This is a genomic window from Peribacillus sp. Bi96, from assembly GCF_918698115.1.
Lineage (GTDB): Bacteria > Bacillota > Bacilli > Bacillales > DSM-1321 > Peribacillus.
Map to the genome: position 1 here is coordinate 146,437 of NZ_CAKKLV010000007.1, position 12,474 is coordinate 158,910.

14 protein-coding genes are annotated in these 12,474 nt (G+C 43.1%); 1 reads left to right on the forward strand and 13 read right to left on the reverse strand.

From position 1 onward, the window contains the following. Positions 1–15 precede the first annotated feature (15 nt). The 9 genes from fabG to LQ203_RS11440 form a co-directional block, all read right to left on the reverse strand. Positions 16–759 (reverse strand): 3-oxoacyl-[acyl-carrier-protein] reductase, encoded by a 744-nt coding sequence (gene fabG, locus LQ203_RS11400; protein ID WP_230158141.1) that lies wholly within the window; start codon positions 757–759, stop codon positions 16–18. Then, on the reverse strand, positions 756–1,703 hold the full coding sequence (gene fabD / locus LQ203_RS11405) for an ACP S-malonyltransferase (protein ID WP_230158143.1): 948 nt from the start codon (positions 1,701–1,703) through the stop codon (positions 756–758). The genes fabG and fabD overlap by 4 nt, the downstream gene beginning before the upstream one ends. 17 nt (positions 1,704–1,720) lie before the next feature. Next, a complete protein-coding gene (gene plsX / locus LQ203_RS11410; RefSeq protein ID WP_230158144.1) occupies positions 1,721–2,716 on the reverse strand; it encodes a phosphate acyltransferase PlsX in 996 nt (331 codons plus the stop codon). 24 nt (positions 2,717–2,740) lie between these two features. After that, on the reverse strand, positions 2,741–3,298 hold the full coding sequence (fapR, locus tag LQ203_RS11415) for a transcription factor FapR (protein ID WP_230158145.1): 558 nt from the start codon (positions 3,296–3,298) through the stop codon (positions 2,741–2,743). A gap of 115 nt (positions 3,299–3,413) precedes the next feature. Next, a complete protein-coding gene (gene recG, locus LQ203_RS11420; protein WP_230158146.1) occupies positions 3,414–5,465 on the reverse strand; it encodes an ATP-dependent DNA helicase RecG in 2,052 nt (683 codons plus the stop codon). Continuing rightward, on the reverse strand, positions 5,462–6,346 hold the full coding sequence (sdaAA, locus tag LQ203_RS11425; protein ID WP_230158147.1) for an L-serine ammonia-lyase, iron-sulfur-dependent, subunit alpha: 885 nt from the start codon (positions 6,344–6,346) through the stop codon (positions 5,462–5,464). The genes recG and sdaAA overlap by 4 nt, the downstream gene beginning before the upstream one ends. Before the next feature lie 38 nt (positions 6,347–6,384). After that, positions 6,385–7,047, reverse strand: coding sequence for an L-serine ammonia-lyase, iron-sulfur-dependent subunit beta (gene sdaAB / locus LQ203_RS11430; protein ID WP_230158148.1), 663 nt, complete (start codon positions 7,045–7,047; stop codon positions 6,385–6,387). Between the two features lie 227 nt (positions 7,048–7,274). After that, positions 7,275–8,945 (reverse strand): DAK2 domain-containing protein, encoded by a 1,671-nt coding sequence (locus tag LQ203_RS11435; RefSeq protein WP_230158149.1) that lies wholly within the window; start codon positions 8,943–8,945, stop codon positions 7,275–7,277. Between the two features lie 18 nt (positions 8,946–8,963). Next, on the reverse strand, positions 8,964–9,326 hold the full coding sequence (locus LQ203_RS11440; protein WP_230158151.1) for an Asp23/Gls24 family envelope stress response protein: 363 nt from the start codon (positions 9,324–9,326) through the stop codon (positions 8,964–8,966). A gap of 251 nt (positions 9,327–9,577) precedes the next feature. Here LQ203_RS11440 and rpmB point away from each other — a divergent pair, with 251 nt between their 5' ends. Next, entirely contained in the window at positions 9,578–9,766 is a 189-nt protein-coding gene (gene rpmB, locus LQ203_RS11445; RefSeq protein ID WP_034313767.1) for a 50S ribosomal protein L28, read from the forward strand. Positions 9,767–9,973: 207 nt separating this feature from the next. On the opposite strand, the gene spoVM is transcribed toward rpmB, so the two are convergent. The 4 genes from spoVM to rsgA all read right to left on the reverse strand — a co-directional run bounded on the left by spoVM (position 9,974) and on the right by rsgA (position 12,464). Continuing rightward, the gene (gene spoVM / locus LQ203_RS11450; RefSeq protein WP_034313769.1) at positions 9,974–10,054 is read right to left on the reverse strand and encodes a stage V sporulation protein SpoVM; all 81 of its coding nucleotides are present in this window, start codon (positions 10,052–10,054) and stop codon (positions 9,974–9,976) included. Between the two features lie 122 nt (positions 10,055–10,176). Beyond that, positions 10,177–10,830, reverse strand: coding sequence for a thiamine diphosphokinase (locus LQ203_RS11455; protein ID WP_230158153.1), 654 nt, complete (start codon positions 10,828–10,830; stop codon positions 10,177–10,179). Between the two features lie 103 nt (positions 10,831–10,933). Next, positions 10,934–11,581 carry a ribulose-phosphate 3-epimerase gene (gene rpe / locus LQ203_RS11460; protein WP_230158155.1) on the reverse strand — a complete coding sequence of 216 codons (648 nt, stop codon included), beginning with the start codon at positions 11,579–11,581 and terminating at the stop codon, positions 10,934–10,936. Position 11,582: 1 nt separating this feature from the next. After that, complete coding sequence (rsgA, locus tag LQ203_RS11465; RefSeq protein WP_230158157.1) at positions 11,583–12,464, reverse strand: ribosome small subunit-dependent GTPase A; 882 nt, start codon at positions 12,462–12,464, stop codon at positions 11,583–11,585. Positions 12,465–12,474 lie beyond the last annotated feature (10 nt).

Genomic DNA, 12,474 nt, shown 5'->3' on the forward strand with positions numbered 1-12,474 from the left:
AAAATCAAAGAAAACTTACATAACCATGCCGCCATCTACATGAAGAGTTTGTCCAGTCATATATTTGCTAGCCTCTGAAGCTAGGAAAGAAGCCACTGCAGCGATATCCTCTGGGTCTCCGAATCGTGCCAGTGGAATTTGGTCCAGCATCGCTTTTTGGACATCTTCAGGTAATTCTCCAGTCATATCTGTCGAGATAAACCCAGGAGCAATCGCATTGACTGTTATCCCTCTTGAAGCAAGTTCCTTAGCGGTGGTTTTAGTCAGGCCGATCACACCAGCTTTGGCAGCTACATAATTAGCCTGCCCTGCATTTCCGCTGACGCCGACAATCGATGCCATATTGATGATCCTGCCGCTGCGTTGCTTCATCATTTGTCTTGTGACCGCTTTTGTGCAAAGGAACACGCCTTTAAGATTCGTATTGATCACCGAATCCCATTCGTCTTCTTTCATCCGCATCAATAGGTTATCACGTGTGATACCAGCATTATTAACCAGGATATCCACTCTGCCAAACTGTTCGACGACCTCTTTGATCATGCTTGTCACCGATTCACTATTTGCAACATCGCATTGGACGGCAAATGCTTTACGGCCCAAAGCCCTGATTTCATCCACCACTTCATTTGCTTTCGCCTCACTGCCGGAATAGTTGATGGCAACGTCTGCTCCCTGACGGGCAAATTCTAGAGCAACTTCCCTGCCAATACCTCGTGACGCTCCCGTTACAAGTGCTTTTTTGCCTTCGAGGATCATGCTTGTTCCCCCTTCAATGTTTCAATTGTTTTAGTTAGAGTATCTATATCCGATACCGAGTGAATTTGAACGGAACGATCAATTTTCTTGATCAGCCCACCCAATACTTTCCCGGGACCTACCTCGATGAACGTATCCACGCCCAATTCGAGCAGATTTTTCACACTATCCTCCCAAAGTACTGGGGAATACAACTGTTCGATTAATTTTTCTTTAATTTCAGCTGGAGCAGTTATCGGCTTGGCCGTTACATTTGATATGACAGGAATTTCTGCCTGTTTGAAGCTCACTTCATCAAGGATACCCTGTAACTTTTCTGCAGCTGGCTTCATCAATTCCGAATGGAACGGTCCACTCACTTCAAGAGGAAGTGCTCGTTTTGCCCCATTCTCCTTGGCTTTTTCACTTGCAAGTTTAACCCCTTCTGATGTGCCTGAAATGACGATTTGTCCTGGACAATTTATATTGGCTAGTTGAACGGATTCACCTGTTGCCGTTACCTCAGCTGTCACTTCAGAAAGAGCGTCACGATCCATTCCTAGTATCGCTGCCATTGAGCCTTGACCATTCGGCACGGCAGCTTCCATGAACTCACCACGCTTGCGCACAGTATACACGGCATCTTCAAAAGAAATTGCACCAGATGCCACTAAAGCCGTATATTCACCTAAACTATGCCCTGCAGTATAATCGGGTTTGATTCCGGCTTCTTCCAAAGCTCTGACCAATGCATAACTGGTTGTCAATAACGCTGGTTGTGCATTATAGGTTACCGTTAATTCTTGTTGTGTGCCATTAAAGATAAGTTCGGAAAGTGGAAAATCAAGTTTTTCATCCGCAGTGCGAAAAATTTGCTGAGCACGCTCGCTTTGCTGAAACAAGCTATGGCCCATTCCTATTGACTGTGATCCTTGTCCTGGAAAGACAAAAGCAATTTTACCCATTTGTTACTCCCCTGCCTCTATGATTTATTATTGTTTTCTATCGTCTTTGCAATCACCGGTATGACATCATGGCCCACCATATCGCGAGTCTGGCGTATTGCATTATAGATTGCGTTATCATCTGAAGAACCATGCGCCTTAATGACAGGAGCTTTCAAACCGAATAGGCCTGCACCACCATACTCCGAATAATCCATGCGATTTTTAAGGCCCATTAATTCCGGTTTCACCATTGCTGCCGCCAACTTACTCTTCAAGTTGCTCATCAAGGCCGTTTTCACCATTTTAAAAACACCCATCGCTGTACCTTCAAGTGTCTTCAACACCATATTTCCCGTGAAACCATCCGTAACGACAACGTCTGCCGGCCCATTTAGGAGGTCCCTGGCCTCTACGTTACCTATAAAGGATATCTCCGATGATTGCTGCAGCAATGTAAAAGTATGCTTCGTCAGTTCATTACCTTTTTTCTCTTCTGTACCGATATTCAGAAGTCCTACACGGGGCTTTTCAATCCCACGCACTTTTTGGGCATAAACAGAACCCATTATGGCGAATTGAAGCAGATGCTCCGGTTTCGCATCGGAGTTCGCACCTACATCAAGTAGGACAAAACCTTTGCCATCGATTGTCGGAAGGGTTGGTGCCAATGCCGGACGTTCAATGCCGTCTATCCTTCCAACTACGAACAAGCCAGCAGCCATTAACGCACCCGTATTGCCGGAAGAAATGCATGCATCTGCTTCCCCGTCAGCCACTTGTTGTGCAGCCAATACCATTGAGGCACTTTTCTTGCGGCGAACCGCACGAACAGGCTCATCGGTACTTAATATTTTTTCATCTGTATGTACAACCTTTATTCGGTCATGTTTTGTTAAGTATTGGTTAATCTCGTTTTCATTGCCTACCAAGGTGATTACCACATCGGAAAAAGTCTCGACAGCTTTCATCGCTCCTAAAACCTGTGCCTTGGGAGCATTGTCGCCACCCATTGCATCTATTGTTATCTTCATGTTCTTTCATCCTTTACTAGAAAGTTAAGAGCGATACATATCGAACTCGCCTTTAAAAACCAGTTCATTGCCCACGTAGCTTCTGACTTCCACCACGGAACGATCGTTGGTGTGGTCCACGCTTTTAACTTTCGCTTTAGCTACCACTCTTTCATTTTCCTTCACAGAACGAGTAAATAAAATGGACGCTTTTGCAGTTAATGCCAGTTCATCATTCATGACCGCTACAGCCAATGAATTTGCTTGGGCAAAAAGATGATGTCCCCTTGCAATTCCATTCCGCTTAAAGACATGCTCTTTTTTTATATCCAAAATCGAAATTGCATTATCATCTAAATTAAGGTCAATTACTTCCCCGATGATTTCATCCAAAGGCAAAGCCCTGATTTCGTCACTGAATTTTTTTTCGGCCACGTTTTTAATACGCTCACGCAGCTCCGGTATCGATAATTCAAGACGGTCGAGCCTAATCGTCTGGACGCTCACCGAATATTTTTCAGCCAGCTCCTCATCCGTTACAAAAGGATTCTGTTTAATCGTTTCGATTAATAATTGCTGGCGTTCCTTCTTATTTATTCGCATTTGAAGGTCACCATCCGTAGTATTATGACTAGGTACTAATAGTAGTATATATATTTTAAAAACAGATTGCAAGATATTGTGCAATTTCTCGCAATCTGCTAATAGATTTTTTGGTTCAGTCCAGCTTTTCTCCCGTAAATACGCCCGTTTCCTCTAAATAGCTCCGTAACGGTGAATACTCCGGGGAATGCCAAAAGCTTTGTGAAGCAATCAATTTTGAAGCATCCATCCTTGCCACCTCCAACGTCCTGTAATCATGGACCATGTCGGCTACTTTAAACTCAGGAAGGCCGCTTTGTTTTTTGCCGAAGAAGTCACCAGGGCCTCGGAGTTCCAGATCTTTCTCCGAAAGGGCAAAGCCATCATTCGTCTCAGTCATGATTTTCATCCGTTCCTTGCCGACTTCCGTTTTTGGATCTGCCAAGAGAATGCAAAATGACTGGTCACTTCCCCGTCCAACTCTTCCCCGTAACTGATGCAACTGGGAAAGTCCAAATCGCTCCGCATCATAGATGACCATTACCGTTGCATTAGGAACATTCACTCCAACTTCCACAACCGTAGTAGAGACAAGGATTTGCGCTTCATTGGCACTAAACTGCTGCATGACTTCGTCTTTTTCATCCGCTGGCAGGCGCCCATGCATGAGCCCCACTTTGTACCTGTTCGCAAAGTACTGCGTAAGCATAGCATGTACATCTAGAACATTTTGTAAAGAATCCAGTTTCTCGGACTCCTCAATCAGGGGACAGATGACGTAGGCCTGTCTCCCTTTTTTTAATTCCTTTTCGACAAAAGTTAATATCCTGTCAAGCATTTGGTGTTTCGCCCAATAGGTTTCTATCGCTTTACGCCCGGCAGGCATTTCGTCTATCGTGGAGACGTCCATTTCACCAAATACCGTTATTGCGAGCGTGCGCGGAATCGGTGTGGCCGTCATGAATAAAACATCCGGATTTGCACCTTTTTCACGAAGGATCCGACGCTGCTCCACTCCAAAACGATGTTGTTCATCCGTTATGACAAGACCGAGGTTCCGAAAATTCACTTCTTCCTGTATCAATGCATGCGTTCCTATCAAAAGGTCGAGCTCCCCGGATTCAAGCATTTGCAACAGTTCCTTGCGCTTTTTGCCTTTTACCGAACTGGTCAACAAGGCGACCTTTACTCCAATCGGTTCCAACATGCCCTTCAATGATTGCGTATGCTGCTCGGCCAAGATTTCCGTTGGCACCATAAGTGCGCCTTGAAAACCAGCTGTAATCGCCGCTTTCAGGCATATGGCGGCAACAACCGTTTTTCCTGATCCAACATCCCCTTGAAGGAGTCGATTCATCCGGTAAGGAGATTTCATATCAGTCAATATTTCCTCGACGACCCTATTTTGAGCGTTCGTCAAAGGGAAAGGTAGAGTTTCAACGAATGCTTCCACAAGCCCCTCATCAAATTTTTGACCTATTCCTTTTGACTGCTCTCGCTGTACTTTACGAAGCGCCTGCATTTTGAGTTGAAACAATAAAAATTCTTCATACACAAAACGGCGTCGAGCCTTCTTAATATCATTAGCCGATAGAGGGAAATGCATGGTACGAAGAGCATCATTACGTGGCATCAGTTTGTATGTCGCCAATAACTGCGGGGGCATATTTTCTTCTATCATGGTCCCATACTGAGAAAAAGCATTGGAGATAAAGCGGCGCAGCCCTTTAACCGTAATGCTGCCCTTCACTGAATACACAGGTTCGAACTCTTTCTCCCGGCTATGATTCCCAACGTGGCACTCCGAGCCTGTGATGGTTTGACGATGACGATCCCATTTTCCAGTTACTGTTACGTTTTCGCCTATCGCAAGCTTGGACTTTAGATATGGCTGGTTAAAAAAAATGACATTTATTAAATATCTCCCAGTCAATAATTTAATCGTAAGCCTGGATTTTTTCTTCCCAAAGTACCCTAACGTGGGCACCGTATGAATCTTTCCTTCTACGGTAACCCTCTCTTCATGCTCGACCGTTTCTAAATCTCTCAATCTGTAATCTTCATAGCGATAAGGAAGGTGTTCCAGGAGATCCTTGACGGTATGGATCTCCATTTCCTTCAAAGCTGAAGCCGTTTCATCCCCAATGCCTTTTACTGTTGTTATGGGGTCATGTAGACTGGATTTCACTTTTTATTCAGCGGTATGCCAAAGATTTTCGCTTCCAACTCCCGTCCAGTTGGTGTAGCCGCTAATCCTCCTTGTGCAGTTTCCCTAAGAGCAGATGGCATCGTTTGTCCGATTTTGTACATCGCATCAATCACTTCATCACATGGTATACGGCTTGTGATCCCCGCTAACGCCATATCAGCGGCAACCATAGCATTGGCTGCCCCCATGGCATTCCGCTTCACACAAGGGACTTCCACAAGCCCAGCAACAGGGTCACATACAAGACCAAGCATGTTCTTTAAAGTGATTGCCATAGCTTCTGCACTTTGCGCAGGTGTTCCTCCTGCCATTTCCACGATGGCTGCCGCTGCCATGCCTGAAGCCGAACCAACTTCCGCCTGACAGCCTCCCGCAGCACCTGAGATCGAGGCATTATTCGCTACGACAAAACCAAATGCTCCTGCTGTAAAGAGGAACTCAATCTTCTCTTCCCGGCTCGGTTTTAATTTATTTTGCAATGCAAAAAGGGTTCCAGGCACCACACCCGCTGATCCGGCAGTGGGTGTCGCACAAATGGTTCCCATCGCTGCGTTCACTTCGTTTGTTGCCACGGCTTTGCTGACCGCATCCAACAGCATTTCACCGGATAAGGAATTTCCGGATTTTATATAATTCTGAAGAAGGACTGCGTCCCCGCCCGTCAGGCCGGAAACGGACCTTACACCTTGAAGTCCCTTTTCAACAGCCTGCTCCATCACATCCAGGTTGACTCCCATCTGGTAAATGATTTGTTCGCGACTTTTTCCGGTAACTTCCATTTCCTGTTCTATCATCAGTGCTGATATTTTTTTCTGCTTTGAGTCAGCTAACTCTACTAATTCCGCTACATTACGAAACATGATATCTTCTCCTTCCTAAGTGGAAACGATTGCCCTTATCAATCAACAATCCTCGCTACTTGAGTAATGTTAGGGAGAGCTGTAATTTCATCAATGACTTGATCCTCCAAGTTTTGATCCACTTCAATGGTCATCAAGGCCATCTTCCCTTTCTCTTTACGGGAAACTTCCATCTGGCCAATATTGATTTGATGCTTGGCTAAAATGTTAGAAACATTGGCAATGGCACCAAATCGGTCATCATGAACGACGAGTATGGCTGGGTTGTGGCCGGACAGCCTCAATTTAAACCCATTCAGTTCGACAATTTCAATCTTTCCCCCGCCAATCGAAATTCCGACAAGTTCAAGTTCACCATCATCATCACCCACCGTTATTTTTGCTGTATTGGGATGTTCCGGGACAGCTTCCTCTTCCCGGAATGTAATTTTGATTTTCTTTTTGCGGGCTATTTCCAGTGATTCTTTAATTCTCTCGTCAAATGTATCAAAATCAAGCAAACCTCCGACAATGGCCACATCCGTTCCATGGCCTTTATAGGTTTTGGCAAACGAACCGTAAAAGGAAATGTGGGCCCATTTGGGTTCCCGGTTGAATAAATTCCTGGCAACCCTCCCTATTCTTGCAGCTCCTGCAGTATGGGAACTAGAGGGGCCGATCATAACAGGGCCAATTATATCGAATACACTTCTAAATTTCATGAGTTGCTCCTCCTTCTTTAGAACTGAACCCAAGGGAAACACTGGGAGATGGTTTAATAATAACGCCAAATATAACGTAATTCCAATCATGCTGTTTTTAATCTTTTATTTCAAAAAAAATAAAACTGCATAGCCTAATGACATATGCAGTTTATTGCCTTTTATTTTTTCAGAATCCTTCAAATCAAAGAGACGGATCAGTCTCCCTTATCTTCATGATGCTTCTCTTATTCAATTGAAAAAATGTAAGAATATAATGGTTGTTTTCCATTATGGACTTCCACTTCAACATCTTCGAAATTCTCATTACAAAACGCAACTAGACCTTCGACTTCTTCTGTAGGTGCATCTTCTCCATATAAGATGGTCAGGATTTCGGAATCTTCGTCAATCATCTCAGAAAGAAGATTTTTTGCCGCCTGCGTCATGTCTTTATCCTTCACTTTGATGGTTCCTTCAGCAATTCCCATGAAATCTCCGGTCTCAATTGAAAGGCCGTCAATGTTGGTATCCCGGACAGCATAAGTAATCTGGCCCGTTTTCACATGTGAAAGGGCTTCAATCATCACTTTTTTATTCTCGGCAGCATCCAGGGATGGGTTGAAAGCCAATAATGCAGCCATCCCCTGTGGTACTGTTTTCGATGGAATGACAATCACGTGATCACCAAGGACATCTGCAGCTTGATTGGCTGCCATAATGATATTTTTATTGTTAGGCAAGATGATGACATGTTCTGCATATGCCTCTTCGACTGCTTTTACAATGTCTTCGGTGCTAGGGTTCATCGTTTGTCCGCCTTCGATGACAGACTTAGCGCCGATGCTTTTGAATAGCTCACTGATGCCTGTACCCATTGCTACAGACACTACACCGAATTTATCTTTCGCTGCCGGTTTCGTTTGGAGCTGCGTATTCGTTTCACCTACAATCGCAGTATGCTGTTCGCGCATATTATCGATTTTGAGTTTGATCAAGCTACCGTATTGCTGTCCATAATTCAGACACGTTCCAGGCTGTTCTGAGTGAATATGTACTTTGACAACTTCATCATCTGAGATGACCAGCAACGAATCTCCGTATTCACTTAAATCATTACGGAATTTTTCTTCGTCAAACGGTTTATTGGCAAGTTTTTCACTTTCCAATCGGACCATGAATTCAGTGCAGTAGCCAAATACGATATCTTCCGTGTTCATATGTCCTTGTACATTCATGTGATGCTCGGCACTGACCAAGTCATCCATGCTTGGGCCATTCGCAGATCGTACTGGAAGGGCTTCACCTTTCAGCTCAGCAAGGAAGCCTTCATATACGAATACCAACCCTTGTCCGCCGCTATCAACTACTCCTACTTCTTTTAAAACGGGAAGAAGATCCGGTGTGCGTTTTAATGAAGCATTAGCCTCCGTGACGATTTCTTCCATTACCTGAATGAGGTCTTGGTGCTTGGCCGCTGATGAAACCGCTTGCTTGGCAGCATCTTTTGCAACCGTTAAAATCGTTCCTTCAACTGGTTTCATTACAGCTTTATAAGCTGTCTGAACTCCTGCTTCAAATGCTTCGGCGAATTCTTCACTATTGATTTCCGATTTATGTTCAATCGCTTTAGCAAAACCGCGGAAAAGTTGTGAAAGGATTACACCCGAATTACCGCGAGCGCCCATTAGCAGTCCTCTAGAAAGGGAGGTACCCACTTTTCCGATGTGTTCCTGGACGTTATTTTGCACTTCCTTCGCTCCGGAAGTCATCGATAAGTTCATATTCGTTCCAGTATCTCCATCTGGAACAGGGAAAACATTCAATGCATCAACCATTTGGGCATTAGCCGCTAAATGATTGGCACCTTGAATGATCATTTCTGCAAAGCGCTTTCCGTTTAAACTTGTAATTGACACAAAACTTTCCTCCTATACTTAAGGGTTCGTCACACGAACTCCCTGCACAAAAATGTTAACGGATTCAACCGATAATCCTACAGTTTTGTCCAGAGTGTATTTCACCTTTGATTGCACGTTATGTGCAACTTCCGAGATTTTTGTTCCATAACTTACGATAATATACATATCGATATGAACTTCTTCCTCTTCTTGACGGACTATTACACCCTTAGTAAAGTTTTCTTTTCTTAAAATTTCGGCTATGCCGTCTTTAAATTGTTTTTTGGAAGCCATTCCTATAATTCCGTAGCAATCCACAGCTGCGCCGCCTGCTACAGTAGCGATAACATCATTAGATATATCAATTTGTCCATATTTCGTTTGTAATTCGATAGACATTTTCTTTTCCCTCCCAAAAAATCAATCAACTAAAGACATTTTACTATAATGTCTATGGTTTTAAAAGTAAATGTCGTACGGTACTTAATATAATTCAATTTTAAAGTATGTATGTCAAGGTTTTTTTCTTGAAAGTAATTAACTGAAGTATTGCATTCTCCCGGTAGGTATGATAAATTATTAAAGTATTTTACAAAGACTTAAGACGACTGCGAAAACTTAAGCTTGTTGTAGTTAGGAGGGAATTTAACATGGCACGTAAATGTGTAATCACTGGAAGAAGAACTCGTTCTGGTAACAGCCGCTCTCACGCAATGAACGCTAGCAAGCGTACATGGGGCGCTAACCTTCAAAAAGTACGTATTTTAGTTGACGGTAAACCTAAACGTGTATACGTTTCTGCAAGAGCTCTTAAATCGGGCAAAGTAGAACGCGTATAATGTTACGGCATCCTCTAAGGATGCCTTTTTACTTGAAATGGCTGGCATTTTTAATGGGGATGGTTAATAATTTCATTGATCAGGTCTCTAGTTGCATCAAGAAAAGAAGTCATCACCCATTAATGGATGGCCACCCCTTTCATTATCCCCCAGAAATCCCGAAAAATAACACCTCCCTGAATTTGAGAGGTGTCATGGTGATAAGTATCAGCCTTTTTTAAACGCTCCGAGCATAGCCCTTACCAAACTGCCCAGAACTTTTGGCAATTTAATCGTATAAAATTTCATCATGCTCCTCCTCTTTGCATCCCACAAATTAAGATGAAGTGGAATTTTTCTATTACAACATAAGCTTTTAAGCGGATATAGGATGATCGTAATTATATCCGAATCTGCTCTAAGCATGAATTTTAATCACTGCTTCTTATCACCATTAATATGCCTTCCTCAAATGAAACATTCCCAGATTCGGAAATTAGTTCATTGCTGATACAGAGTGTCGAACCTATTTCAAGGCTTGCATCACTCAATGGGTATTTGAAGCCCGATAGTGTAATACCAGTGACTTTTGCCGTAACAGGGAGCAATGACAAGTACTTCTTATCTTTCAAAGCAGTGACCTGATATGAGCCTGCTGTCTTTACTGTGAATATATTTTGCTGATCGACTATGTATATATCAATATCGGCATGATTTGGGAGGACACTTTCTTTTTGGAGCAGCTGGATATTACCGAGAAAATGATCCATTCTCCCCCCTGTAGCGCCCAGAATATGAATTTCTCTTGGTTTTTGATTTATTGCCCATTTAAATGCGATTTCTAAATCCGTTTCATCCTTTTCGGAAGAATATAGATTGATGTGTTCGAGCCTTTGTTCAATTTTCCTGTATTCATCTTCCGAGACTGAATCAAAATCCCCAAACCCACACTTAGGTTCGATACCTTTTTCCAGCAAGGACCATACTCCCCTATCAACCCCAACCCAAAAATCAGTCATCTCTTTATATCTCGTCAAATCCGGCAACAAACATTCTGGACCTCCAGCCATTATACTAATAATCATGATCATCTTCCTTTTCTACGTATATTCATATCCGAGCTGCTTTTATAACATTGTTAAAAAAAGCCGATCACTATCATATGAATATGATAATGTCGACTTTATCTCACTTTCCCCGAATCTTTTGAATCGCTGCGTGGCGATCTTCTTGATTATATATTGCTGAACCGGCCACTAGAACTGTTGCCCCTTGTTCAATACAAAGTTTAGCCGTTTCTTCATTTACTCCACCATCAATCTCTATTTCCAGATTCTGATTATACATGTCTGCCATCGCCTTCACTTCAGCAATTTTTGGCAGTACGGATTTGATGAACTTTTGCCCGCCAAAACCTGGGTTAACTGTCATCAACAACACCATGTCAATATCTTCGATTATAGGTTGGAGCAAGGAAGCTGGAGTGGCTGGGTTAAGCACAACGCCTGCCTTTACACCAAAAGATTTAATTAATTGTATCGTCCGATGCAAATGAGTGCATGCCTCTACATGTACAGTTATATAATCGGCTCCCGCTTTAGCAAACGCCTCGATATAAAGATCCGGTTTTTCAATCATTAAGTGAACATCAAGCGGAAGCTTTGTCACCGGTCTGATAGCATCGACAATGAGCGAGCCTATCGTAATGTTCGGCACGAAATGACCATCCATGACATCTACATGGATGAAATCCGCTCCGCCCCTTTCCACATCCAGAATCTCTTCTCCCAATTTTGCAAAGTTAGCTGATAAAATGGATGGCGCAATTTTAACCATTTCAATACCTCGGCTTTCTATCTCTAATTTCTTCTAGGAATTGCATATAATGCTCATATCGATAACGCGGAATTTCACCGGCATCAACCGCATCCTTTACGGCACACTTCGGTTCTTTATCATGCAAGCAAGCCCGGAATTTACAGTCTTCCCCATGCTTATGCATTTCCGGGAAGCAATAGGATAAACGTTCAGCTTCCATTTCCATGAATTCAAGTGAACTGAATCCCGGTGTATCCGCGACAAGTCCAGAACCAATGTGAATCAATTCAACGTGACGCGTTGTATGCTTTCCGCGTCCTAGATGTGATGAAATATCATCTGTCTTTAAAGCCAATTCAGGATTGATCGCATTCAGTAAAGATGATTTCCCAACTCCGGACTGACCGGCAAAAACACTCGTTTTTCCTTCTAAAAACGGAACTAGTTCTTCAATCCCTCCAGCGGTAACGGACGATGTCTCCAGTACCGTATATCCTAGTTTCTGATAGTCTTTGATATACTGAGACAATTTCTTTCGGTTTTCAGAAGTAACCAAGTCCAGTTTCGTCACGACAATAATGGGTTCGATTTCGTTATCTTCGATAAGCACGAGAAATCGATCAAGCAATGCTGTACTGAAATCAGGTTCAACTGCTGAAAAGACAAGGATGGCTTGGTCTACATTTGATATCTGCGGACGAATCAATTCATTCTTTCGCGGTTTTATTTCGGTTACGGTCCCGTCCGTTTTATTTTCCGCTTGGAAAACCACATAATCACCAACAAGTGGCGTAATCTTGTTTTTCCTGAATACTCCCCGTCCGCGGCATTGAAAGACCTCTTCTCCATCAAGGACATAATAAAATCCACTTAATGCTTTGATAATTTTTCCTTCGGGCATAACCACACTC